Origin of the sequence: Lactiplantibacillus daoliensis (assembly GCF_005405005.1) — a bacterium.
GTDB classification, from domain to species: Bacteria; Bacillota; Bacilli; order Lactobacillales; family Lactobacillaceae; genus Lactiplantibacillus; species Lactiplantibacillus daoliensis.
In genome coordinates, this window is record NZ_BJDH01000005.1 from 234,262 (window position 1) to 258,559 (window position 24,298).

At 43.8% G+C, this 24,298-nt stretch carries 22 protein-coding genes, 1 other RNA gene and 1 pseudogene; 18 read left to right on the forward strand and 6 right to left on the reverse strand.

Features of this window, described 5'->3' with window-relative positions:
• Positions 1-345: 345 nt before the first annotated feature.
• Both FFM64_RS08375 and recU read right to left on the reverse strand, forming a co-directional pair.
• Positions 346-2,622 (reverse strand): transglycosylase domain-containing protein, encoded by a 2,277-nt coding sequence (locus FFM64_RS08375; protein WP_137607551.1) that lies wholly within the window; start codon positions 2,620-2,622, stop codon positions 346-348.
• A gap of 26 nt (positions 2,623-2,648) precedes the next feature.
• The gene (gene recU, locus FFM64_RS08380) at positions 2,649-3,257 is read right to left on the reverse strand and encodes a Holliday junction resolvase RecU (protein ID WP_137607552.1); all 609 of its coding nucleotides are present in this window, start codon (positions 3,255-3,257) and stop codon (positions 2,649-2,651) included.
• Between the two features lie 104 nt (positions 3,258-3,361).
• On the opposite strand from recU, the gene FFM64_RS08385 reads away from it, so the two are divergent.
• The 4 genes from FFM64_RS08385 (at position 3,362) to FFM64_RS08400 (ending at position 6,195) form a co-directional block, all read left to right on the forward strand.
• The gene (locus tag FFM64_RS08385) at positions 3,362-3,931 is read left to right on the forward strand and encodes an SLOG family protein (RefSeq protein ID WP_137607553.1); all 570 of its coding nucleotides are present in this window, start codon (positions 3,362-3,364) and stop codon (positions 3,929-3,931) included.
• Positions 3,932-4,005: 74 nt separating this feature from the next.
• Positions 4,006-4,347 (forward strand): cell division regulator GpsB, encoded by a 342-nt coding sequence (gene gpsB / locus FFM64_RS08390; protein WP_003638751.1) that lies wholly within the window; start codon positions 4,006-4,008, stop codon positions 4,345-4,347.
• Between the two features lie 15 nt (positions 4,348-4,362).
• Positions 4,363-4,741: RNase P RNA component class B (gene rnpB, locus FFM64_RS08395), an RNA gene on the forward strand.
• A gap of 305 nt (positions 4,742-5,046) precedes the next feature.
• The gene (locus FFM64_RS08400) at positions 5,047-6,195 is read left to right on the forward strand and encodes a THUMP domain-containing class I SAM-dependent RNA methyltransferase (protein ID WP_137607554.1); all 1,149 of its coding nucleotides are present in this window, start codon (positions 5,047-5,049) and stop codon (positions 6,193-6,195) included.
• An 80-nt stretch (positions 6,196-6,275) separates the two neighbouring features.
• Here FFM64_RS08400 and FFM64_RS08405 read toward each other — a convergent pair whose 3' ends face one another.
• On the reverse strand, positions 6,276-7,031 hold the full coding sequence (locus tag FFM64_RS08405) for an alpha/beta fold hydrolase (protein WP_137607555.1): 756 nt from the start codon (positions 7,029-7,031) through the stop codon (positions 6,276-6,278).
• Between the two features lie 223 nt (positions 7,032-7,254).
• On the opposite strand from FFM64_RS08405, the pseudogene FFM64_RS08410 reads away from it, so the two are divergent.
• From FFM64_RS08410 to FFM64_RS08420, 3 genes and pseudogenes are all read left to right on the forward strand, one after another.
• Positions 7,255-8,046 (forward strand): annotated as a pseudogene (locus tag FFM64_RS08410) (aminoglycoside adenylyltransferase domain-containing protein).
• A gap of 97 nt (positions 8,047-8,143) precedes the next feature.
• Positions 8,144-8,635 carry an isochorismatase family protein gene (locus tag FFM64_RS08415; RefSeq protein ID WP_137607556.1) on the forward strand — a complete coding sequence of 164 codons (492 nt, stop codon included), beginning with the start codon at positions 8,144-8,146 and terminating at the stop codon, positions 8,633-8,635.
• A gap of 136 nt (positions 8,636-8,771) precedes the next feature.
• Positions 8,772-9,098 (forward strand): MazG nucleotide pyrophosphohydrolase domain-containing protein, encoded by a 327-nt coding sequence (locus tag FFM64_RS08420; protein ID WP_137607557.1) that lies wholly within the window; start codon positions 8,772-8,774, stop codon positions 9,096-9,098.
• A 145-nt stretch (positions 9,099-9,243) separates the two neighbouring features.
• Here the strand turns inward: FFM64_RS08420 and FFM64_RS08425 are convergent, their stop codons facing one another.
• Complete coding sequence (locus FFM64_RS08425) at positions 9,244-9,768, reverse strand: TetR/AcrR family transcriptional regulator (protein WP_137607558.1); 525 nt, start codon at positions 9,766-9,768, stop codon at positions 9,244-9,246.
• Between the two features lie 92 nt (positions 9,769-9,860).
• Here FFM64_RS08425 and FFM64_RS08430 point away from each other — a divergent pair, with 92 nt between their 5' ends.
• A complete protein-coding gene (locus FFM64_RS08430; RefSeq protein WP_137607559.1) occupies positions 9,861-11,579 on the forward strand; it encodes an MFS transporter in 1,719 nt (572 codons plus the stop codon).
• Positions 11,580-11,787: 208 nt separating this feature from the next.
• Here FFM64_RS08430 and FFM64_RS08435 read toward each other — a convergent pair whose 3' ends face one another.
• Positions 11,788-12,906, reverse strand: coding sequence for a hypothetical protein (locus FFM64_RS08435; RefSeq protein ID WP_137607560.1), 1,119 nt, complete (start codon positions 12,904-12,906; stop codon positions 11,788-11,790).
• A gap of 400 nt (positions 12,907-13,306) precedes the next feature.
• Here FFM64_RS08435 and FFM64_RS08440 point away from each other — a divergent pair, with 400 nt between their 5' ends.
• The 3 genes from FFM64_RS08440 to FFM64_RS08450 all read left to right on the forward strand — a co-directional run bounded on the left by FFM64_RS08440 (position 13,307) and on the right by FFM64_RS08450 (position 15,715).
• Entirely contained in the window at positions 13,307-13,498 is a 192-nt protein-coding gene (locus FFM64_RS08440) for a hypothetical protein (protein ID WP_137607561.1), read from the forward strand.
• Between the two features lie 333 nt (positions 13,499-13,831).
• Positions 13,832-14,434, forward strand: a complete 603-nt coding sequence (locus FFM64_RS08445; RefSeq protein ID WP_137607562.1) for a nitroreductase family protein — start codon at positions 13,832-13,834, stop codon at positions 14,432-14,434.
• Between the two features lie 171 nt (positions 14,435-14,605).
• On the forward strand, positions 14,606-15,715 hold the full coding sequence (locus tag FFM64_RS08450) for an NAD(P)/FAD-dependent oxidoreductase (protein ID WP_137607563.1): 1,110 nt from the start codon (positions 14,606-14,608) through the stop codon (positions 15,713-15,715).
• Here the strand turns inward: FFM64_RS08450 and FFM64_RS08455 are convergent.
• Positions 15,712-16,098, reverse strand: a complete 387-nt coding sequence (locus FFM64_RS08455; protein ID WP_137607564.1) for a ribonuclease HI family protein — start codon at positions 16,096-16,098, stop codon at positions 15,712-15,714. The two genes, FFM64_RS08450 and FFM64_RS08455, sit on opposite strands and share 4 nt — an antisense overlap.
• A 35-nt stretch (positions 16,099-16,133) precedes the next feature.
• Between FFM64_RS08455 and FFM64_RS08460 the strand changes: the two genes are divergently transcribed.
• The 7 genes from FFM64_RS08460 to FFM64_RS08490 all read left to right on the forward strand — a co-directional run bounded on the left by FFM64_RS08460 (position 16,134) and on the right by FFM64_RS08490 (position 24,202).
• Positions 16,134-16,523 (forward strand): EbsA family protein, encoded by a 390-nt coding sequence (locus FFM64_RS08460; RefSeq protein ID WP_137607565.1) that lies wholly within the window; start codon positions 16,134-16,136, stop codon positions 16,521-16,523.
• Positions 16,524-16,627: 104 nt separating this feature from the next.
• A complete protein-coding gene (locus FFM64_RS08465) occupies positions 16,628-18,283 on the forward strand; it encodes a formate--tetrahydrofolate ligase (protein WP_137607566.1) in 1,656 nt (551 codons plus the stop codon).
• Between the two features lie 167 nt (positions 18,284-18,450).
• Positions 18,451-18,900, forward strand: coding sequence for a signal peptidase II (gene lspA, locus FFM64_RS08470; RefSeq protein WP_137607567.1), 450 nt, complete (start codon positions 18,451-18,453; stop codon positions 18,898-18,900).
• Between the two features lie 20 nt (positions 18,901-18,920).
• A complete protein-coding gene (locus FFM64_RS08475; protein ID WP_137607568.1) occupies positions 18,921-19,844 on the forward strand; it encodes an RluA family pseudouridine synthase in 924 nt (307 codons plus the stop codon).
• 164 nt (positions 19,845-20,008) lie between these two features.
• On the forward strand, positions 20,009-20,533 hold the full coding sequence (pyrR, locus tag FFM64_RS08480) for a bifunctional pyr operon transcriptional regulator/uracil phosphoribosyltransferase PyrR (RefSeq protein ID WP_137607569.1): 525 nt from the start codon (positions 20,009-20,011) through the stop codon (positions 20,531-20,533).
• Positions 20,534-20,564: 31 nt separating this feature from the next.
• On the forward strand, positions 20,565-21,647 hold the full coding sequence (locus FFM64_RS08485) for a carbamoyl phosphate synthase small subunit (protein ID WP_137607570.1): 1,083 nt from the start codon (positions 20,565-20,567) through the stop codon (positions 21,645-21,647).
• A complete protein-coding gene (locus tag FFM64_RS08490) occupies positions 21,644-24,202 on the forward strand; it encodes a carbamoyl phosphate synthase preATP-grasp domain-containing protein (RefSeq protein ID WP_137607571.1) in 2,559 nt (852 codons plus the stop codon). Before FFM64_RS08485 ends, FFM64_RS08490 begins: the two co-directional genes overlap by 4 nt.
• The last annotated feature ends 96 nt before the right edge of the window (positions 24,203-24,298 follow it).

Consider the following 24,298-nt stretch of genomic DNA (forward strand, 5'->3'; position numbering starts at 1 on the left):
CCGAACTGTACGTGGTGTAAGGCCGGCAAAAAGCGCCGGTCAAACGCCACCTGCACGTCCGATGCTATCAGCAACAACCTCCAATTAATTAGTGGCTTTGAAGTTATTGACGCTTAGCGGCGCAATTCAAAGACGTGTTCTGTCGGCTTGGAATTGAGGCGTCAGGTCGTACTTTGACTGGGACCGTCGCCCACGGCACACCGATTTTGACTGACGGCCCGCTGAATTTAGACAAGCCTACTTTAGATGTGACGGTTACTGATACTTTCAATCTTTAGCTGTGAAAATTAAAAATCGCTCAAATCGCAAATAACTGCGATTTGAGCGATTTTTGTTAGCCTAAGACTACTGATTTTGATTGTTGTCAGCGGGCTGCTCAGTTGAACTAGAAGCGGCTGGGGCTGAAGATTCACTCGAACTGCTAGATTCTGAGCTACTTGAAGATGATTCCGAACTAGAACTCGACGAAGATGAGTCAGAACTGGATGAGTCTGACGATGAACTCGACGAGTCACTAGATGATGAACTTGAAGAACTAGCGGAATCACTAGATGATGAACTAGAAGCGGCTGAAGTCCCAGAGTTTGCTTCTGATGCTGAGAAGATGTGACCGACAACATACAACTCTTCGATCCCGTTTTTCTTAACAGTCCCAACTGAACTTGGTTTAGTCCAATCAGAATTTGGTGAATGTTCTTGCAGATAAGTCATCATTTCACGGTAAATAACTTGCGAAATCTTAGAAGTCGAGGAGTCGATATACCCATCGGCTTCACCAGGCTTGTCATAACCAGTCCAAACTGCGACTGAGTAATTCTTAGTATAACCAGCCATCCAGGAATCAATTTCTGCATTCGCTGGTTTGTTGGCATCCTTGGGATAATTATCTGTCCCAGTTTTACCAGCTTGATAGACACCACTGATTTTGGCGGTCTGAGCGGTCCCAGTCGAACTGTTAATGACGTCTTTTAACATGTCGGTAACCATATAAGCAGTTGATTTCTTCATGACCCGTTTGCCATTACTGCTATAGTTAGTGGTCCGGTTATCCTGAGTGACTATCTTGTTAATATAGTACGGCTTGTGGTATGTCCCACCATTCGCAAACGCGGCATAAGCGCCAGCTACTTGCAATGAAGAAACGTTGGCACCAATTGCATATGCATAAGGAATTGTGCCGGTGAAGCCCATTCCGAGGTCGTTGGCAAAGGCGGCTGCTTTTGCCCGACCGACTTGTTGTAAGGTTTTAACCGCCGGAATATTCCGCGATTGGACCAGTGCTTGACGCATAGTCATGTTGCCAAGCGTATTGTTATCAAAGTCATGAACTTCTGTATTCGAACCAGGATATTTATACTTTGTATCGGCGACGGTCTTATAAGTTGGCCAACTCTTGTACTCAATTGCTGGACCGTAATCTAAGATTGGTTTCATTGTGGAAGCATTTGAGCGATCTTGTTGAACCGCGTGGTTGGTCCCAAAGGTGACGTTGTCATTTTTACGCGCGCCAACCATGGCAGAAACTTTACCCGTGTACGAATCGACAACGGAAACGCCTAATTGAAAGCGATTCTCGGCAGTGTCGTTCGGATAGGAAACGTACTTGTCAGTATTGGCGATGTCATACAAACGTTGTTGAGCGTTCGAATTCAAATTGGTGTAAACTTTCAAGCCATCTTTGTAGGGGTCATAACCCTTAGATTTCAAATCTGTGATGACTTCTTTCAAATAAGCATCAATCACCGTATGTTTCTGTTGGGCGATAATGCTGGTCCGTTCAGAGGTCGATGCTAGATCCGTTTTAACATCTTCGTTAATCGCATCAGTTTCTTGTTGCTTTGTAATGACTTTGTTATCATACATCGCTTGTAAGACCAAGTTTCGGCGGCTAGTCGCGTACTTTGGATATTGGATTGGATCATAGTAGGTTGGCGATTGTGGCATACCGGCTAGCAGAGCCACTTGACTGAGACTCAATTTGTCGAGTGACTTACCATAGTAGTAGTGTGACGCGGTACCCATGCCGTAAATCCCATTACCCATGTAAACTTTGTTGATATAGTATTCTAGGATTTGTGATTTACTAAAATGTTTTTCGACATTTAAGGCGAGCCAAGCTTCCTGTGCTTTGACCTTCAAGTTTCGATCTGAGTCTTTGGTTGAGAAGACGGAAAGCTTGACGAGTTGCATGGTTAAGGTACTCCCACCTTGCATTCCCAGCGAACTGCCTTTTAAGTTGCCTAAGGCCGCACCTAGGATCCGGTAATAATCGACCCCTTTGTGTTGATAGAAGCGACGGTCTTCAATTGAAACGACCGCACTTTTAAGCGCAGTGGGAATATGGTTTGAACTAACATAGTCCCGATTGCTAGCCCCCAAATTGGCGACTAATTTGTCATTTGCATCGTAAATTCGAGTGGCATTTTCACTCTTTAAATTACTCTCAGTAATTTTTGGCGAGCTTTGAGCGTAGTAAAAAAACAACCCAACGCCAGCTAAGCCGCCGATAACGATTAATGCAATGATGGTTAGAATGATACGGCGAAACCAATGTTTTTTCGGTGGTTTCGGTTGGGTTCGATTACGTGCGACCCGTGAATGTTGATCATTGTTACCTGCCATGATGTTCTCCTTTAACTAGGTGATAATTATCCCTCAATCAGTGGATCAATTGCATCCAAGTATGGAATGAGGGGATTGATGTGATAGTGTAGCTCGGTGGCTAATTTTTCAATATCCGTGAGTGGAATTGATTTTCGGCCACCGTCAGCTTGGTGATCCCAATAGTGGAAGAGGTCGGTCGCCGTCAATAAAAATAAGCGATTTAAGACCGCAAAACGAATGATCACAAAACAAATGCCATCTTGAGCCAGACACTTACGCATGTGTTCAATCTGATGCTCATGAAAGTTTTTGAGGGGAAAGGCAGTTTTACTCTTAGTTTCCTTGGCCTCAAAATCTAAATATCTCCCACGATAAACCCCGTTGTAGTCGGTTGTTGAAGCTTGTTGAAAATAGGCTTCACGAATGACTGCGGCACTACGGTTTGGATAATCAACCTTAACAATTTGAATCGGGATTGGCTTTTTATGAATAACTGCGATATCATTTTCCAAATAATAGGTATTGCTGCTATTGAGCTCTGCTTCTAAGCTCATTCCCCGATCACCGAAGTTAACGTTGGCAAACTTAGTGGACTTTGATTTAGAATGAGAGGGTTGGCGATATGCTTTGCCGTTTGGATAACGAATCGTCACATTATCAACCTCCTAATAATTTCATATTCTACCATTAACTAGCGTAATGTGAAATAACTGTGACGGTTTGAAGACCTAATAGATGGGAAAAAGGAGAAATTTTTGTGAGTCGATTATGGATGAGTGGTTATCGAAGTTATGAGTTAAGTGTTTTTAGTGACCAAGATGACAAATTAAAAGTGATTAAATATGCACTAACCCGTTATTTGACTGAACAAATTGAAGACGGGATGGACTGGCTAATTACGGGCGGTCAGCTTGGGGTGGAACAGTGGTGCGCTGAGGTTGGCTTGGACTTAAAAAAGACTTATCCCGAATTAAAAGTTGCCATGATGCTCCCATATGCTGAATTTGGCGGCCGTTGGAATGAAAACAATCAGGCTAAATTGCAAACGTTATTAGCACAAGTTGACTTTCACGCGGCAGTTAGTAAACAAACTTATGAAAATCCACAACAATTAAAAAATTATCAAGAATTCATGCTAACGCATACGGATGGGGCCGCTTTGGTGTATGATCCAGATAACCTCGGAAAACCGTCGTATGATTACGACATTATCCGGTCGTTTAATGAGGAACATCCGTACCCATTGACCGTCATTGATTTTGATTGGTTACAAGAAAGTGCCAATGAGTATGCAGAAAAACAGAATAATGGTTTTAATTTTGAATAAAGTCTGCTACAATGTTTTAAGTAATGCGGATGCCATCTTGGTGTCGCGCGAATAACAATGAGGTGTTTTTAAATATGGCTAAACGTAATTTTACTCCCAAAGACATCCTGCAAAAAGAATTCAAACCAAAGATGCGGGGTTATGATCCTGCTGATGTGGATGGTTTCTTGGACAATGTCATTAAGGACTATGAGTCATTTACTAAAGATAACCAACAACTTTCAGATGAAAACGAACGGTTGCGGGCCAAAGTCGACGAACTCACGAAGCAAGTCGCTGTTGGTGCAACCAGTCCATCTTCACAACCAACTAGTACGGTGACGAACATGGATATTCTGAAACGGTTATCTAACTTGGAACGCCACGTCTTTGGTGCCCAATTAGATAATAATCAAAACGAATCACATCGTCTATAAAAGTGATTCAATGTAAATTCTGGGTAATCGCGGTCGGCTTATGTCGGCTGAGGAAGGTCCATGCCCGCACAAGCTGCGATGCTTGTAGTGTTCGTGCTCGGTGAAAAAATAAGCTGGGGAACCGATTTTATCGGTTACGGCGGAAAAAACGGCTAAGGTGCAAGCTATGCCCGAGTATTCCTGAAAAGTGCCACAGTGACGATACTAAGTTGGAAACGACTAAGTTGGAACGCGGTAAACCCCTCGAGCGGGCAACCCAAACTACGGTAGGGGCGCTTCACATAAGTAAATGAACTAAATGTGGGGGGAGATCCTTGTGATCTCGAGATAGATGATTGCCGCCTAACTAACAGACACCTGTACTTTAGTTAGGTACAAAACATGGCCTACAGGAATTTACATTTAGACAGGAGACTAGGACAAAAGCTTGCTTTTGCCCTAGTTTTTTTATACGGAAAGTTTCCGAACCAGGAAATATGCTAAACTAGAGTGTGAAGGCCAGCGGGTTGGGTTCGAGCATTGCCTAGCTAAAGGTTAACTGCGGTGTTCGCAGTTGGCATTTAGCGTAGCAAGCGGAGTCCCCAGCTGGGCTGAGCACGTTTCGGAAGCAGCCAGGACAACCAGTCAAAAGAAAAACGACTGCCGGCCAGTAAAAAATACGATAAACTTTAATTAAGAACAACAATTCAGGAGGAACCTATGCAAGAATTTAGATTAATCGCAACATGTGCCAGTGGGATGGAAGCGTTAGTGGGTCGCGAATTACGTGATTTAGGCTACCAAACGCAAGTTGAAAACGGTCGGGTCCGTTTTAATGGCACAATTGAAGATATTTTACGCGCCAATATTTGGTTACGAACCGCTGATCGAATTAAAATTATTGTCGGTGAATTCAACGCCTATACTTTCGATGAACTGTTTGAAAAGACCTTGGCTTTACCTTGGGATCAATTGTTACCGATGGACGCAGAATTTCCGGTAGAAGGAAAATCTCGCAATTCGAAGTTGCATAGTGTGCCGGATGTCCAGTCAATCGTCAAAAAAGCGATTGTTAACCAGTTAGCCGCAACTTATCATCGTAATGGGCATTTACCCGAAACTGGGGCCTTGTTCCCATTAGAAGTCGCAATCAACAAGGATAAGGTCATGTTGACATTAGATACGACTGGGAGTAGTTTGTTCAAACGAGGTTACCGGCTTGAAAAAGGTGGCGCACCGTTGAAGGAAAATATGGCGGCTGCTTTGGTCATGTTAGCTAAATGGTATTCCGATAATCCATTTGTTGATCCAGTGTGTGGTTCTGGGACGATTCCAATTGAAGCCGCGTTATTAGCGCGTAACATTGCTCCCGGGATCAAGCGCGCCTTTGCCTGTGAAAAATGGGATTGGGTGCCAGCTGGTTTAAGTCAAGAATTACGTGATGATGCTAAGTCAAAGATCAACAATGATATTGAACTCGATATTAGCGGTTATGATATTGATGGTAAGATGATTGATATTGCGCGCTTGAATGCTCAAGAAGCCGGCGTCTTACATGACATTAACTTTAAACAGCTTGCCGTTAAAGACTTTACGACGGACAAGGTCAACGGTGTGATCATTGCCAACCCACCTTATGGGGAGCGGTTGAGTGATCGCGATACGGTTCGAATTTTGTATCGTCAGATGGGTCAAGTTTATGCCAAGTTACCTAGTTGGAGTAAGTACATTTTGACCAGTGATCTTGAGTTTGAAGATTATTTCGGTAAGAAAGCCACCAAACGTCGTAAGCTCTATAACGGGGCGTTACGGACGGATTACTTCCAGTATTGGGGCAAACGCATTCGCCCGGCACGGACTGAAGCTTAATTAATCAATAACTCAAAAAAGCTGTCACACAGAAATCAAGTTTAGGCTTGATGGCGTGTGACAGCTTTTTTTATGCTGGGCTAGTCCGTCAGATAGTAGTCGAAAAAGTTAGCGATTTTTATCATTAGTGGCACTTTAACTAAGTGTTTAGCTTGGTAACCGGTAATAAATGCGACTTGATCCGCATAAGGTTCGCCGTGAATACGGTCAAAGAAATCGCGTGACTGTGCATATGGAATTCGTTCATCTTCAGTGCCATGCCAGAATAAGACCGGTCGGTGGGCAATCGTCTGTGGTTGCAGGTTTAAATCATAGTGATCAATCCAGCTGGTTAAGTTTGCCATATCTGCCGGTAAATACCGGTGCCATTTGGCTGCAGATTCTCGAACTAGTTTTGCATACGCATTCAGATTAGGTGTCCCCATAATGATCGTGGCCGCCTTAATTTCGGGATGCTGAGTCAGTAATGCTCCGGTTGTCATGCCACCCATCGAATAGCCGCCAACGCCGATTTGGTGGTTTAAAATCAGTTGTCGTTGTTGATAAAAATCCAGAATTAAGTCAAATTCAGCCAAGTTTCCCTGAATACTGTTCCAAAATGTAAATGAAGGTAACGAACTAACTGGTTGTTGCCGTAGCCCATGATTCATCGCATCCGGCAGAATCACGCGAACCTTTTTTTGCGCAAGCTTGCGCGCTTGGGTTAGGACCAGTTCTTTTTCTGAACGCCAGCCATGATAAAAAACAACCAGCGGAGTAGCTTGGTTCCTAAGCTCGTCATTGACAACTTCTAGAATAGGCACGTCTTGTATTTTTCGCTGCAAAATTTCAACCATAATTATAATCTCGCTTTATTATTTTATAAGTTAACTGTGCCAGAAATTATGACAAATGACAACTGAAATGCTTATGTGACGGTCGTAATTGAACTTGGTGTGCGAATTTTTCTCCTAGAGTCCATTGTTAACCATTACGTAAGTATGCCATAATCTTTGTAGTATTTTTGTAGTGAAAACTTCTCGCAACGCCAGCTGCGGTTTGCTGGAAAGAATGAGCTAAGTGCCTAAAAAAACTAGTGTATTACTTGAAAAGTTAAAAAGCGAATTGACCGGAATTTTGGCGGATAATTTGGTTGGCATCTATCTCCATGGCTCCTATGTGTTAGGATCATACAACGAACAAGTGAGTGATTTGGATTATATTGTGGTCGTCATACAGCCGCTGAGCCCGACGGAGAAACTAGCCCTAATGACCAAGACACTTACTGATTTGTGGCCGTTGGCACCCGCGAAAGGGTTGGAATTCCATGTCTTATTATTGGCTGATTGCCAACAGTTTAGCTAACCGTTACCGTTTGACTTTCATTTTTCAAAAATGCATTATTCAGAATATTTGCAAGATCCACAGGGGTACATTAAGGCGATGACCGGCACAGATCCTGATCTCGCTGCACATTTGATGATTTTAACCAAAGCCGGTCAAGTCTTGACGGGGCTACCAATTGCAACGGGGCCACCAATTGCAGTGGTATTTGGACCGGTTCCTGCGGCAGATTATTGGCAGAGCATCTGTGCTGATGTGGCGAATGCCCCTCAGGAGATCGTTAAACAACCGATGTACACCATTTTAAATCTCTGCCAGGTACTTGCTTATCGACGTGATCGATTGATCTTATCAAAGGCTGAGGGTGGTCAATGGGGGTTGCGACATTTGCCAAGCCAATTTTATCCGTTGATCGAAGCGGCTTTAGAGGCGTATTGTGAGGCGTCAAGCGTGAAACTGGCTCGATACACCGATGAGGAATTGAGTGATTTTGCTGCTAGGTTATTGGCACAAATTGAGTTAATGTAAGCGTTTTAACTATCTGTTGTATAATACAATTATAAAAATCGACTGAATTCTTGGACTGCTTGTTACACCCAATTACACGGTAGGAGGTATTTTTTTAATGACACTAAGTGAAGTATTATTGGTGATTGATATGCAGAATGGTCTAAGCGATACGGTGGCTTTTGCCGAAGTTCTGAGACGAATTAACAACCGTCTGATTGCCTATCACCAAGCACAGCAACCGGTGATTTTTATGCAACACACGGATGACGAACTAGCTTATGGCAGTTGGGATTGGCAGTTGGCAACAGGGTTACAACGGCAACCGTCGGATCGTGTCATTTTGAAATATCATTCGGATTCTTTTTATGAGACCGGTTTGACCGAAGTTTTACAGCACTTGGATGCTAAGACGGTGGAAGTTTGCGGTTTACAGACCGAGTATTGTGTGGACACCGCGATTCGAGTGGGACATTCACGGGGGTTTAAAATGGTAACCTTGGCTGGGCACAGTACGACGTATGATGCCAATGGCTTAACTGCAGGACAAATTCGTCAACATCATGAAAGTATCTGGAACGGTTCCTTTGCGACTTTATTAACGGATTAGAACAAATGATGTTGAAATTGCTGGTCGGATGAAAGTTTAGCGTTTCGATGAAATGTGTTAATTTTGAGACAGTTGCCTACGTTTAATGTGCTATACTTTTACCTACAGTAATTAAAAACTTTTGGGGGACGTTATTGTGGATTTAAGCACGCATCAGGCATGGTTGGTTGCCTTTTATCACCGCCGGCATTGGGATCAATATTCACCGTTGATCCGATTGAACTTTTTGACCGAAGAAGTAGGTGAACTTTCGCGAGCAATCCGGGCACTTGAACTTGGACGAGATCATCCTGGAGAACAAGTTCCAGCTAAGCGAGCCTTGACTGCGAATTTAGAAGAAGAATTGGCCGACGTTTTAGACCAGGTGTTGATCCTCAGTGGTCAGTTTGAAATTAATCCAGAACAATTATTGCAAACCAGTGAAACAAAATTGAAACAACGATTTAGCTTTGAAAAAGATTAAGCTAGATTACTGATTTTAATGGTTATTGTATGCCACAATTTCTACAACTATGATGAGACAGCAGCTAATTGTAGCGCGCAATTCAGGATGCCACGCCACGAATTTGCTTTAAATGGCACACAGACTTCGGCCTGTGTGCCATTTTTTAAACAAAGCGAGTGACTTGTTGGGCTAAATAACTTGGCGGTTCGGGGAAGCCCCGCTGTAGCCAGGAGATTGCTAGATTCACCACGGCGCCGGAGAAAAATTCTAAATAATAAGGTGCGGTCAGAATTTGACTATGAGTGGCGATACGATTTTGATGAATCAAGGTCGCGAAGACCGTTTGAAAAGTGGTTGCCAGAATCAAACTTTTGCCATTTTGTATGAGCAGGCGATTATTAGTGGCGTCTTGCTGAATAATCTCAAAGTAATGGGTCATTAATTGTTCGAGAGTGACTTTCGAAGTATTCGGAAGACCGCGCAAGTATCGCAACATATATTGCTCCTGAAAGGCGACAATGATTTTATCAAAGTTACCAAAATTTTGATAAAAGTAGGTTCTTGAGACCTGGGCCTGCTGACATAGCTCTGTGATTGAAATTAAACTAAGTGGTTTGCGTGACATTAAGTTTAATAGCGCCCGATAGATGGCAGCTAGATGGTGTTGTTTGCGTTCTTGTGGGCTCATAGTTAACAAAAAGGCTCCTTTTGTAATCTAATTATTTACGGCCAGGTGATGCCCCCTTATACTTCGTGTATTAATTAAGGAGGTCTTGGTAAATGGCAAAATCAACAAAAATCATTCTAACAATGGGAATAGGAATTTTTTTATGCATGCTTGATACGACCGTCATGAACATTGCGTTACCAGCGATACAAACTGGATTAAAAACCGATTTGACGCACTTATCGTGGGCGTTGAATAGTTATACAATTTTATTTGCAAGCTTGACGATTCCACTTGGTCGCATTGCCGATTTATTTGGTCGAACAAAAATTTATGTTATAGGATTAGGACTCTTCTTATTAGGTTCATTTAGTTCGGGATTTGCGAGCAGTGTGATTTGGCTCATTATTGGTCGTAGTGTTCAGAGTATCGGGGCTGCGATTGTTTTTCCAGCAAGCATGACGATTGGCATTCAAGCAGTGCCGATTGCTCGGCGGACTAGTGCGATTGCGATTCTTGGGGTGACGCAAGGCCTGGCTTCGGCGTTGGGGCCAACCATTGGTGGTGCGGTGACACAGGTTTTCGGTTGGCGAGGGATTTTCTTGATTAATGTCCCATTAGTGATTCTGGCATTGATTGGCTGTTGGCGTTTATTAGCTTGGCATCAGCCTATCACAGCCAATGCTAAGCTCGATATTTTTGGGAGCGGTCTAGCCATGCTGTCGTTAGCGAGTTTAACCTTGGCGCTAGTTAAAGGCAGTGACTGGGGCTGGACAAGTCCAAGAATTATTGGGCTGTCTCTAGGGAGCGGTCTAGCCTTGCTGGGATTTATCATCGTTGAACGGACGGTTGCACAACCAATGATACCGTTAGCCTTATTTAAAGACCGTCAATTCAATGGCGCGGCAATTATGACGGTTGTTTCGGGGGTATTTTTGGTCGCGCTACTAGTGCTGATGCCTAGCTTTTTTACTAAAATTCAAAATCAGTCCGAGTTAATGGCGGCGTTGATGATCACGCCCGCATCAGTCATGATTTTCTGTTGTTCACCTATCAGTGGTTTTTTATTAGCGAAGGTTGGGCCACGTTTCGTGATTGGTTTGGGTGTTTTAGCAATGATTGGTGGGTACTGGCAGTTAAGTTCCATGGATCCGAACCGGTACTGGGAAGTCATGATAGCTACGCTTTTAATTGGTGGTGGTTATGGCATCATCATTGGTCCAATTACGGTGTTAGCGGCTGCTGATTTTACGGGGGAGCTTCTCACAGCTTCACAAAGTGTGATTGGAGTCTTTCGCCAAATTGGCACGTCACTGGCGGTGGCAATTTTTGTTTCTGCATTGTCAGCAAACCTAGTTACAGCTAAAAAACAAATCTGGCAAACAGCGCAACGTGATGTGGCCGTGCTATCAGTCTCAACCGCCGCCAAGCGCGATACGCTGCTGCAAGTTAAGACCCAATTGGCTACCGAAAAGACACCAGTGACGACGGAGCAACCACCGATTACCGCAGCCAAGGAGCAGCGGCTGATTGAGAATAATTATCAGGCGGTACTCAAACAGCGACACCTGATACAAGCGCCGAATACTGTGAAAAGCCAGTTGCATGAAAAAGTGAGTCGAACGGTACGTGCGCAAGTCGCTGACACCAACCAACAACTTGAACCGGTTGTTCAGTCAATTAAGTCTGAGACTAAAAAACAACTCACATGGGCATTCATCAAGCCTTATCAGGTTGCGCTGCCAGTCACACTACTGATGTTGAGTGTCATTGGGCTATTTTCAAGGCGCCGTGATTATTTGAAGGCTCAATCATTGTTCAGGGATGTTTAGACCGAAATTACATGGCCGTGTTCATCACGCTATCTAATTGTACATTGCCGGAAAGAGGACTTCAATAAAATGCACTGAGTTAGGACGGTTGGCGTAAGTTTATCAGCAACAGATGATTAAAAAAGGCGGTTGACAATGACCACTGTTGAGACCTTATTTAACAGAAAATAAAAGGGACAACGGCATTTTGCCGTTGTCCCTTCCGTGTTTAGTAAGCGTAACTGCTATAAACAGCCATTAAAGTGAGGTAATAGTAACTACCTAGAATGACCAACCAGATCGAAAGCCAAATAATAATCGCTGCCACATGATAAGTCCGTAAATGCATTTTAAAGCGATGGAACGTTTCAGGCTCGGCAATTTTGAATGGTAAGTTGGTCGTATCTAATGCTCGTAAGTAGTCATAATTTCGTTGTGGCCAGAAGAAGCCAACGCTTTCAACACAGCATAAGCCGATCAAAGCCACAATCGCAGCTGGGAAAACGGCTGTCAAATCAGTTGCGAAGGCTGGTGCAATAATATTTCGGAACAGAATCCAAATTGAGATTAGTCCGAGAAGGTAACCAATGCCTCGAATCACGTGGACTGTAATCACTTTGGTCTTCAAAGCTGGTTGGTGTTGGAGCAAGGCTTTAGTGGCTTGGTAATGTTGTTGTCCAAACCGGACTTCTGGACTAGTGATCTGTAAATAGCGATTTTGATGTAAATAGGGTAACTGTACTAAACCAACGACTAGCGCAATAACTGGAATGCCAGCAATTAGTGCCATTACTAAGTCCTGAATGGAGATGGTTGGATTAGTGCCAATTGCTAGAATTCGGATGGTCCAGAAGAGCAGCCCGGCAATGGCAATGGCAACCGTACCCCAGATTTGACGGCGTTGGAAGTTGTGGAATGCTTTTTTATCGCTGAGTACGAAAGGCTGTTTGGTGAGTGATTGATTTGTCCAGTAATGATAGCTGGCGCTTGACCAAATCAGTGGGTAAACCGTCAATAGTGCGGCGCCGGCGACCATTAAAATGGCACTGGTCCAGGAAATGGCGGTTGAGATAACAAGTAAATCTAGTTTAGTTTCTACTAAGTAGCTACTAATCAACCAGAGGACGATTCCTAACCAGAGACTGATTTGGCTCGTTAAGAATAAGCCTTTCAGGCCAGGATGGGCAGCGGTGGCAGTTTGACGGGCACGGCGTTGCAACTTGAACTGAGCCGTGAGATTTTTTGGTGCGGTGGTGGGTTGCAAATACGGTCGTCGCCAATTTAGATAGAAGAGGCCACAGCCAACAATCAGTAAAACAAGTGTTGCGATGGTGAAAATAATTGACATAGTCATAAGTCCTTTAAAATAAGTTATAGTGTCACGTCTATTTCAGTGTAAAACTAATTATCGCCCAAACTAAGACGTTTTGTAAACCTTGATATTTTCTTAAGCACTGTGAGCATGGCAATTCTCAAAGAATACGAGTGGGTTTTAATCGGAATAATCGGTCTGATAATTACAGTTAACGGTATTGATGTTTTTTGGTGTGACTGGTCGCGAATTTGTCTTTTTATCTGTATACTATCTAATTGACCACCGGAACACATTGGATTGAATTTGGGGAGTGACATTGATTGTGAAGACATTTTAGGAAGTCACATTTGTAGGTCCAATGTTTGTGGTAGCGTTAAACTTATCAGCGTAGTTAGGTGACGTGCATTTTTGGAGGATGGAGGATTAGCGTACGATGTTTGTCGAGTTAGATAGTGATAAAAACAAGCAATTGACTGCACTAGAATTGAGAAATTTTTTGGACAATTTGCCGGATGATTTATTAAATCGGGTTGCCGTCCAGCAAGATGAAGTTGTTTTTAGAAAAGCAATTTTACAACAAAATTCAGAAATTGAAGACCCAACGTTATTTTTCGAAGAGTATTAAGCTAATTAAAGCAGTAGTGACAGAGTTCCAGCCGCAGAAATAGTGCACGACTGTGGTCTTAAATGCTGTTGAATCAACCTAGTTTGATGATGAAAAAGTGCTCATAATAATGTGTATTCCAGCGTTTGGTTGGGATGATTATGACAATAACTGTTAAATGCCAACTTGATTTAGGGTGACTGAACTTCACTGGACAATTTAATATAGAGCAACAAATAGCTACCGTCGACGAATTGACGGTAGTTTTTTTAATTCATGAAGTTAAAATACTTTACTAACTAAAAGTAAGTGATATACTAAGCTTATTAAATCAAGTGAGGAAGATAATCATTCATGGAAAACCAATTCGTTCAACTACAAGCAAAACGGCGGACAATTTACGCCTTAGGTAAGACACTCAAACAATCAAATGCAGATTTGACCACATTAATTGAGACTGCCATCAAAAATGCCCCTTCAGCGTTCAATAATCAAACGACCCGGGCCGTGATTTTATTCAATCAATACCATGACCAACTGTGGGATATGACTGCGGATCGCTTAAAGTCCGAGGTGCCAACCGAAGCTGCTTTTCAAAAAACGGTTGAAAAGTTGAATGGCTTTAAAGCCGCTTATGGCACGATCCTGTATTTTACGGATACTGATGTTGTGAAGCAACATGAAGCCGATTTTCCATTATATGCTGCAAACTTTGCTGACTGGTCAGAACAGGCACAAGGTAATGCACAATACAGTGTTTGGACCGCTTTAGCTGAAAATGGCATTGGGGCGAACTTGCAACATTACAATCCTTTAATTGATGACCAGGTTGCCAAAGCTTATGGTATTCCAGTCAACTGGCGACTCCGTGGAGAAATGCCATTTGGATCGATTGAAGCCGCTGCTGGTGATAAAGACTTTATGGCAGATGCCGATCGGTTTAAAATTTTTGAATAATCGTTATTAAGATTGGAAAGTCAACGACTGCGGTGGTTGGCTTTTTTTGTGCGTCGCGTTGGTCTTATTTAACAAGAGTCTAAAGAATCTCTCAAACCGATATTGTTCGCCAACGCAATCAAATGGGCGTATGCTAGAATAGAATTCAGAATGGTTGTGGAGGGTGTCAGGATGCAAAAACAAGTAACGATTATTGGTAGTGGAATTGTTGGCGCGGTCACCGCTTATTATCTAAGTGCGGACCCCACGCTCAATGTGACGATTTATGATGAGGGAATTGGTCAGGCAACCAAGAACTCAGCAGGAATCATCTCACCGTGGTTATCTAAACGGCGAAATAAGCGCTGGTATGAGCTGGCTAAGGCTGGTGCGGCACTATATCCTGAAATCGTGCAAGCCACACAGATGGGTTATTCCGTGTACCAACAAGCGGGCACAATTGTGACGCGGCAGGCACCAGCGGATTTGGACGCTCTATATGACTTAGCGCTGGAACGACGCCAGCAAGCGCCACAAATCGGAACGGTTGAAAAGTTAACGGCCGCTGAAGTCCAGGACCGGATTCCTTTACTCACTAATCCAGAACCGGGAATTTTCATTAGTGGCGGCGCCCGTGTCGATGGTGATAAGTTTGCCCATAATTTACTGAAGTACGCGGAACAACGCAATTTGGTCCGGCATAAGGGCAAAGTTACGCTAGGCGATCAAGGTCAGTTACTGACACCACATGGCCAGCAAGCCTATGACACGTTGATTTTAGCAGTGGGAGCGTGGCTGAAACCACTGCTGCTACCGATGGGAATCGTGGCGGATGTGCGGCCACAGAAGGGGCAGCTGATTGAATTACAGTTGCCCGAATCGTGGGGGGATGATGTTCCAGTCTTGATGCCAGAAGGCGAACGAGACTTTATCCCATTTACACGCAGTAAACTGGTGGTTGGAGCGACTCATGAAGATGAGATGGGTTATGATTTGCAAACTTCTGAACTGGTTGAACAAGATCTGTTTGCCAGTGGTGTCAAATTGGATAGCAGGTTGACCACGGATCAGATTAGTCAAGTGAAGGTCGGCACGCGTGCCTACACGCGTGACTTTGCACCATTCTTTGGCCCATTACCGGATAATCCACACATTCTGGTTGCGAGTGGTCTAGGTTCGTCGGGGCTCACCACCGGGCCAATGATCGGCAAACTATTGGCTGATTATGTGCAAACTGGCCAACAGACCGATTGGGATCGTTATCAATTATCGATTGAAACGTATTTGGAAGATGCCGACTAGTCAGTCAAATGTAAGCCTTGTTGTGCCAACTGATGGGCACCGTGGTTCTGGCTTTCAGGCAGCCATTGCGTGACGACGATTTGAAATTGATCTTGTAAGTGTAATAAAGTGTGTAGTTCGACATTGAAACTCTTGCTGTAGCCTTTGCTAACACTTTCGGCAACAATTTTACTATCCGTGAAAAAGAAGATAGTGTGGGCGGGGCCGTATTGATCGAGTAGTTGTTTGAAGCCAGCAATCGCAGCCAAAAATTCTGCCGTGTGATTGTCACAAGTTGGTAAGGATTGTTTGAGTTGGTGTTGTTGGCCGTTATCGATAATGAGGATTCCGGCCGCACTGTGTTCAGTGTTTGGTTCGGTAGCGGCATCGGTATATAATTGCATTTAAGTACACTCCATTGTGAAAGGAATTTTGATTGGTGAATAATTCTAAGCATACCTTTAAATATCAACCAAATCTAGCTTCGAGTCTGATTGTCTGGTCATGGACTTGCCTGATTTTGATGGTCGGCTTGATTTGGTGGTTGGAAATACTCAAGTTTCAGTGGCCGTTGCTACTGATTGTGGCACTGTTCATTTTTGTCAGCGGGATTCAGATTGTCCTACGACGAGTGACGGTGGATCGCAACTTAATGATTTTTAGTACCGTGTTAAATCGGTCGTGGCTCGTCATTCCACGTGATCAATTAGAAGCGATTACCGCAGTTAGAGGTGGTATCGAGGTTCGTATTGATGGTAATGACTATCGGTTCCTGATGGCGAAGAAGAGTCGGAATCAGTTAATTAATTTAGCACAAAACAATGAATAACCGAACTTTTACGACCAAATCAAAACTAATGTTTTGATTTGGTCGTTTTTTGACGCTAAAACCGGTATAATTAACTTATCTTGATTAGAGGGGCGGATTTTTGAATGAAAGATATCGAAATCGCACAAAAAGTGACACCGGCACCAATCACGGAAATCGCAGCAAAAGCTGGTTTATCAGCGGCTGAAATTGACCAATATGGGAGTGCCAAGGCCAAAGTCAAATTGCCATTACCACGCAAAGCAACTAAACGGAAATTGATTTTGGTGACGTCAATTAACCCAACACCAGCTGGTGAAGGAAAATCGACCGTGACCATTGGTTTGGGCGATGCGTTGACTAAAATTGGCAAATCAACCATGATTGCGCTCCGCGAACCTTCGCTTGGACCAGTAATGGGAATGAAGGGTGGCGCCACTGGTGGCGGTTATTCGCAAGTGATTCCAATGGAAGATATTAACTTGCACTTTACCGGTGACATGCATGCGTTAACGGCCGCAAATAATACACTCGCGGCGCTCATTGATAATCATATCCAACAAGGTAATGCCTTAGGAATTGATCAACGTCGGATTCAATGGAAACGGACCCTAGATATTAATGATCGCGCGCTACGCCGTATTGTTATTGGACTAGGTGGTCCAACTTCTGGTGTACCGCGTGAAGATGGCTTTGATATTACGGTTGCCAGCGAACTCATGGCAATTCTGTGTTTGTCCGAAAACATTGCTGACTTGAAAAAACGGATTAATCGGATTGTGATTGGCTATACTCATGACCGTGAACCTGTCACCGTTGCTGATTTACAAGTTGGTGGTGCCATTGCTTTACTGTTGAAAGAAGCACTACGGCCTAATTTGGTTCAAACGTTGGCTCATACCCCCGCGATGGTACACGGTGGGCCGTTTGCTAATATTGCCCACGGGTGTAATAGTGTTTTGGCAACGCAAGCTGGGTTGAACTTGGCCGACTATACGGTGACTGAAGCCGGTTTTGGTGCCGATCTTGGTGGTGAAAAGTTCATGGATATTAATGTGCCAGCAGTGGGTCAAGCCCCAGATGCAGTGGTCATTGTTGCCACAATTCGCGCTTTGAAGATGCACGGTGGCGTTGCTTTAGCTGACTTGGGGACTGAAAACGTAGAAGCGCTGAACCAAGGAGCTGCCAACTTAGGTCACCACATTCGTGCTATGCAGCAATACGGTGTGCCAGTTGTTGTGGCAATCAATGAATTCACCGCAGATACTGACGCAGAGATTCAAGCTGTCAAAGCTTACTGTGCCAATCTAGGCGTTGAAGCTGTCTTGGCGGATGTTTGGGGTCAAGGTGGTGATGGTGCGACTGATTTAGCTGAAACGGTCGTGAAATTAGCAGATCAAGCGAGTGAATTTAAGCCGTTGTATGCTGCAAGTGACTCAATTGAAGCCAAAGTTAATGCAGTTGTCACTAAAATATACGGCGGCGCTAATGTGGAGTATTCTGGTAAGGCAAAACGGCAATTACGATCATTCGTAAAATATGGTTGGGACAAGTTACCAATTTGTATGGCGAAAACGCAATATTCTTTGAGTGACAATCCTAAATTATTGGGTGCACCAACTGGTTTTACGATTAAGGTTCGGGAATTCGTTCCTAAGTTAGGAGCCGGATTTATTGTGGCGCTCACGGGTAATGTGCTGACCATGCCGGGCTTACCTAAGCATCCAGCGGCATTAAATATGGATATTACCGATGATGGTAAAATCTCTGGCTTATTTTAAATAGTGTCTTAATGGTCGACACATTTGTGTGCCGGCCATTTTTTGCAACCGGGACTGAGGTTGCTTGTACGTTGGCCTTTTTAACTGACCAAATTATGGCACTTGGATTACTAAGCTACTGATGTCTGGTATAATTAAACAAGTTTAGTGAATTGTGAGGGTAAAATATGTGGATTTATTGGGCATTAATGTTTATTTTGGTCGTGATCGATCAACTAATTAAATCTGTGGTTGTCCGCCAAATTGCACTCGGGGCGACAAAAACAGTGGTACCAGGTTTGTTGTCATTAACAAATTTACATAATAATGGAGCAGCTTGGAGCATTTTACAAGGTAAGCTGTGGTTTTTCTATTTAATCTCAATTGTCGCCTTAGCCGTAATGGGTTATTTATTATGGCGGCTACGAACCCATCGCTTGTATGAATTTGGAATCGTGTTAATGATTGCTGGGACTTTAGGCAATTTTATTGATCGCCTGCGTATCGGCTACGTTGTCGATATGTTCCAATTAGATTTTATTAATTTTCCAATTTTTAATTTTGCGGATTCTTGTTTAACGGTTGGCGTGATTTTAATTTTGATTGCCGTTTTACGTGATGATAGTTTTGATAAGTAAGTTATAAAGGAGTCGATGGTTTGGCTGGAGCAACAACGGAACAACAATTTACGATCACTGATGAGACCGGACGCTTGGATAAGGTTTTGGCTGGTATTCAGACGATTTGGACACGGTCACAATTGGATAAACTAATTAAGACCGACCAAGTTACGCTGAATGGTCAAATTGTGGCAAGTAAGACCAAGGTGAAGCCCGGTGACGTGATTGTCGTGGCCGCACAAACGGTTCAAACAACTGAATTAGTGCCAGAAGACATTCCATTGGATATTGTTTACGAAGATGCGGATGTGATTGTTGTCAATAAGCCACAGGGCATGGTCGTGCATCCGGCTCCGGGGCATCCTGACCAAACGCTAGTAAATGCGTTGCTGTATCATAGCCCACTGTCGACGATCAATGGTGAATTTCGACCTGGAATCGTGCACCGGATTGATAAAGACACGTCTGGATTGTTGATGGTTGCCAAAAATGATCATGCCCATCAGTCACTGGCGGCGCAACTAAAAGCTAAGACCAATCGACGTGAATACGTTGCGTTGGTACATGGCGTCATCAAAGAGGCCAGCGGGACAATTAATGCGCCGCTGGGCCGCTCACCGAAGGATCGTAAAAAACAGGCTATCGTTCAGAATGGTCGTCATGCGGTCACACATTTCATGGTGTTAAAACGATATCAGCATTACACCTTGATCAGTTGTCGTTTAGAAACCGGTCGGACCCACCAAATTCGCGTCCATTTACAATCGATTGGTCATCCACTGGTCGGTGATCCTTTATATGGACCAAAAAAGACGATCAAGGGTCATGGCCAATTTTTGCATGCGCGATTGTTAGGTTTTAAGCATCCCGTTACGGGCGAACAATTGACCTTCGAAGCACCGCTGCCTGAAATTTTCAAGGCGACCTTGGCAAAGCTTGACAAAACAGATCTGAATCATTAATCTAACAGTAATAAGAGTCCTTTAATCCGGCCCAGAGAGACTGAAAGGCAAACTACTGTTAACAATAAACTTTCGTCGACGGTCGTGACAGCCTATGTCCGACCGTCTTTTTCTTTGTAATGGCAAGTAACTCAAAAAGCAAGACTAAAATTTGGGAGGCAATCATGCAAAAAGAAGTTGTTGATTCAATGGCTATGAAACGTGCATTGACGCGAATTACCTATGAGATTATTGAACAGAACAAAGGAATTCGTGATGTGGCTTTAGTTGGCATTAAGACCCGTGGCGTCTATATTGCCCAACGGATTGCGGAACGGTTGCAACAATTAGAAGCGGCGACGATTCCAGTGGGTGAATTAGACATCACAGCCTTTCGTGATGATCAGCCATTAAATATTGCTATGGCACCCGTGGACTATCAATTGGATTTTGAAGTTGCCGGTAAACGAGTCATTCTCGTTGATGATGTGTTGTTCACTGGGCGGACGATTCGCGCCGCTTTGGATGCCTTAATGGGCGGTGGGCGGCCACAAAGTATTTCATTGGCCGTGTTAGTTGATCGCGGACATCGGGAATTACCGATTCGGGCCGACTTCATTGGTAAGAATATTCCAACCGCTTTGCAGGAACGCATAAAGGTTTCTGTCACTGAGGTTGACGGCCATGATGGTATTGAAATTATAAATTAGCAGCTTAATTCAAAAGTGAGAAGGGATCGACATGGCAGACCGCTACTTAATTCTTGAAGACGGCAGTGCCTACCTAGGTGAAGGCTTCGGCTCACCAGCGGTTTCTACCGGCGAAATCGTGTTCAATACGAGCATGACAGGTTATCAAGAAATTATTACAAATCAAATCTATCATAATCAAATTGTGGCATTTACACAGCCAACCATTGGTAGCTACGGTATTAATCATGATAGTTATGAATCGATTTTACCAACAGTTAAAGGCGTGGTAGTACGCGATGTTGCCAGTATTTCAACGAATCGTCAGCGCCGTTGGTCACTAGATCAATATTTAAAACAACAAAATATCCCCGGAATCAGTCATATTGATACTAGACACCTCGCCAAACAATTGCGAGCCAGTGGTCCGATGAAGGCCAGTATTGTGGATGTCGCGGATGCGCATGCGTTTGATCAGTTAGGCGCGACAGTTTTGACGAATCGTCAAGTGGCTGCCGTTGCTACTCCCAAACCGTATCCAAACCCGGATACTGGACTAAATGTGATTGTGATTGATTTTGGGCTCAAACACGGAATTCTACGTGAACTCAGTAAAAGATCTTGCAACGTGACGGTTTTGCCATATACGGCCACGACTGAAGAGATCATCAATTTGGATCCCGATGGTGTGGTCCTATCTACGGGCCCCGGTAAACCACAAGATTTACCAGAGAGCGTGTTAACGATGATCCAAAAGATTCAGAACCGGATTCCATTGTTTGCGATTGGGCTGGGACATGAACTATTTGCAATGGCCAATGGGGCGCAAATTATGAAGTTGTCACCGGAACATCATGGCGCTAATCATCCAATTCGTGAAGTAATCACGAATCAAATCGTCTATGCTTCACAAGGGCAAGGTTACGCTGTCAACCCCGAGACCATCGATCGAAATAAGTTGATTACCACCTTTGTTGATCTTATCGATGGCACGATCCAAGGGTTACGTTATCGTGATTTTCCGGCCTTTTCAGTCCAGTTTTTCCCAGATGGTGCACCGGGTCCAACTGAGACACGTGATATTTTTGATGAATTTGTAGAATCCATGCAACAAGCAAGGGGGCCCGTTTGGTGAATAATCAAATTTCAAAAGTTTTAATTATTGGTGCGGGCCACAATGATATTGGTCGTGAGGGCCAACACGATGCTGCGGTGACGCAAATTGGTAGTGCCATTCGTAAGTTGGGTATCGCCGTGATTCTCGTCGACAATAACCCATTTTCGGTTGCTGCCGAGAATAATTTTGCCGATAAAGTTTACATTGAACCTTTGACGGTAGGGTCGTTAACGAAAATTATTCAAACGGAGCAACCAGATGGCTTGATTCCATCATTGGGTGGTATTCAAGCCGTGAACTTGATTCAAGGGTTAATTCGAAATAATGTTTTGAAAAATAATCAATTACAATTATTGCAATGGGATGCTGAAATGATCGATTTGGTCGTGAATCCCGCATTAATGAGCAACCAATTGAAGGATCTGTCGCAACCGGTAATTGCCTCACAAGTAGTTGCCAACCAAGCCGAAGCCGATCAAGTGGTTCACTCAGTTGGTTTCCCAGTCATTGTGAAGTCGGTTGCCCCTCGAATCGAAGCCAGTCGACAATTATGTGAAGATGAAGAAGATTTTCAACGGGCATTGGCCCAAGGGTTTAAGTTGTCGGCGACGAAACAATGCATCGTTGAACAAAGTATTGTCGGGTACAAAGAGATTGAATTTGTCGGTGTTCGTGATCACAAAGGGACGGCCTTATTAGTTGCTGGCATGGAAAACTTCGATCCGGTGGGGATTCACTCTGCTGACTCAATCATTTTTGCACCAACGCAAACCATTACCGATCAGGAGTATCAACAATTTCGTTCTGCGACATTAAAAATTATGCAGGCTTTGCACATTGTCGGTGCTTGCCATGTGCAATTTGCCTTAGATCCGACCACGCAGAGTTATTATGTAATCAAGGTGACGCCTTACTTTGACCGGGCAATGGCGTTAGCTGCTCGATCAACTGGCTATCCGCTGGCAACAATTGTGGCGAATTTGTTAGCTAATCTCAGCTTGGCAGAGATCAAGTTGCCAGCGGCGTATCGTAAGCAAACGGCCCTGATTGAGCCGGTCCTAGATCATATTGTCTGTCGAATTCCGATTTGGCCATTCAATGTTTTGAAAAAGGTTAGTCATCAATTGGATACGGTGATGGAATCAACTGGTTCTGTGATTGGGATTGGTCGTTCAACCGAAGAGGCATTGTTGAAAGGGCTGCGTGCAACCGATGAATCTCGTTATCATGTGATTGCTAATCAGCCGCAACGTTATTCGGAAGGTGAATTGATTCAACGGTTGATCCATCCCCAAGCCGGTCGAATGCTGGTATTGTTGGAAGCTTTAAATCGGGGTTATCAAATCGATGAACTTGCAGAACTGACAAAAATTGATGCGTTTTACTTTTATAAACTAAGTCATATTATTGCGATCGAAAAAGCCTTACGTGATCATCCGTTTGATGTCCACGCGCTTGGTCGGGCAAAATACTTTGGTTTTACGGACGAAGACGCCGCGGCTGCATGGCAGTCTACGCCTGAAAAAGTCGCTCATTTTGCGATTGAGAATGAAATCCAGGCAACTTTCAAGGAAGTTGAGCCAACGGCTGGTGAATTTACGGAGCAAACCAATACTTATTATTCAACTTATGAGTTTGACAATGAAAGTACAAAATTGCCCGATCGTCGTGCGGTTGTGATTGGTACTGGCGCTAATCGAATTGGGACGAATCATGCTAATGACTACTTGGTTTCGCAACTCTTGTTTTACTTAAAAAAGGCTGATTATCAGACGATCTTAATTAACGCGAATCCAAATAGTGTCGCCATGACGCCACAATTAGCGGTTAAACGGTATATTGAGCCTAAACAGGTTTCCGATATCTTGAATATTTTGGCGATTGAAAAACCCGCAATTATCTTCACCACTTACCATGATTATCGCTTGGGACAACAACTGACCAAGCTGGGGTATCAGGTCAGTCAAATTAATAATGGTTTGCCACGTGAACAAATTAAGACGAATGATTCGCCGGCAGTCGAAGTGATTACCGACGGCAGTGAAGTCTCAATTTTTGGAATCAGTGAGATTATCGCGGGAAATAATTTACGTCCGGGCGTGCATGGTTCGGTATCAGTTTTCCCAATTCAGGATAAAGCAGAGAATCAAGCGATCGATGCTTTAAGTACCGAAATTAAGCAACGGGTCTTAACCTTTGGGGTTCCGGGATTATATACGGTTCGACTGACAATCGTCGATGAGGAGCTACATTTGGCGACAATTGAGCCCATGAGTTTGGCAACGATGGCGTTGATCAGTAAGGCCAGCGGGTCTAGTGTGACGCGGCTTTTGCTGCACGTTAAGCTCGGTGAGCCGTTGGAAAAGGTAATGTACGATTACCCAGACTTGGCAAAGTTAAAGACGATTTTTGTACAAGCTAATACTTTTCCTTATAATCAATTACAAGTTTATGATGAAGACGAAGTAACTGGTGAACCTGGACATGCTACGGGTACCGTAATTGCACATGGTGAAACGTTAAAAGAGGCCCTAACTGCCTTAAATGCGGGTAATGAGAGTACCGATTTTTAAATTTGAAAACAGTCCACGACGACGGTTGGTTGTGTGGACTGTTTTTGCCCGTTGGGTGACAGCGGTTACAATCTTCGCTATAATTTAGCTGGAACG

What these genes read in the sequence shown, in the direction of transcription:
- FFM64_RS08485 (WP_137607570.1), top strand. Translation starts at nt 20,565, where the DNA reads ATGGCAGACCGCTACTTAATTCTTGAAGACGGCAGTGCCTACCTAGGT.
- FFM64_RS08435 (WP_137607560.1), bottom strand. Translation starts at nt 12,906, where the DNA reads ATGTCAATTATTTTCACCATCGCAACACTTGTTTTACTGATTGTTGGC.
- lspA (WP_137607567.1), top strand. Translation starts at nt 18,451, where the DNA reads ATGTGGATTTATTGGGCATTAATGTTTATTTTGGTCGTGATCGATCAA.
- FFM64_RS08445 (WP_137607562.1), top strand. Translation starts at nt 13,832, where the DNA reads ATGGAAAACCAATTCGTTCAACTACAAGCAAAACGGCGGACAATTTAC.
- FFM64_RS08375 (WP_137607551.1), bottom strand. Translation starts at nt 2,622, where the DNA reads ATGGCAGGTAACAATGATCAACATTCACGGGTCGCACGTAATCGAACC.
- FFM64_RS08465 (WP_137607566.1), top strand. Translation starts at nt 16,628, where the DNA reads ATGAAAGATATCGAAATCGCACAAAAAGTGACACCGGCACCAATCACG.
- FFM64_RS08430 (WP_137607559.1), top strand. Translation starts at nt 9,861, where the DNA reads ATGGCAAAATCAACAAAAATCATTCTAACAATGGGAATAGGAATTTTT.
- FFM64_RS08455 (WP_137607564.1), bottom strand. Translation starts at nt 16,098, where the DNA reads ATGCAATTATATACCGATGCCGCTACCGAACCAAACACTGAACACAGT.
- FFM64_RS08425 (WP_137607558.1), bottom strand. Translation starts at nt 9,768, where the DNA reads ATGAGCCCACAAGAACGCAAACAACACCATCTAGCTGCCATCTATCGG.
- FFM64_RS08450 (WP_137607563.1), top strand. Translation starts at nt 14,606, where the DNA reads ATGCAAAAACAAGTAACGATTATTGGTAGTGGAATTGTTGGCGCGGTC.
- FFM64_RS08405 (WP_137607555.1), bottom strand. Translation starts at nt 7,031, where the DNA reads ATGGTTGAAATTTTGCAGCGAAAAATACAAGACGTGCCTATTCTAGAA.
- pyrR (WP_137607569.1), top strand. Translation starts at nt 20,009, where the DNA reads ATGCAAAAAGAAGTTGTTGATTCAATGGCTATGAAACGTGCATTGACG.
- FFM64_RS08400 (WP_137607554.1), top strand. Translation starts at nt 5,047, where the DNA reads ATGCAAGAATTTAGATTAATCGCAACATGTGCCAGTGGGATGGAAGCG.
- gpsB (WP_003638751.1), top strand. Translation starts at nt 4,006, where the DNA reads ATGGCTAAACGTAATTTTACTCCCAAAGACATCCTGCAAAAAGAATTC.
- FFM64_RS08440 (WP_137607561.1), top strand. Translation starts at nt 13,307, where the DNA reads ATGTTTGTCGAGTTAGATAGTGATAAAAACAAGCAATTGACTGCACTA.
- FFM64_RS08415 (WP_137607556.1), top strand. Translation starts at nt 8,144, where the DNA reads ATGACACTAAGTGAAGTATTATTGGTGATTGATATGCAGAATGGTCTA.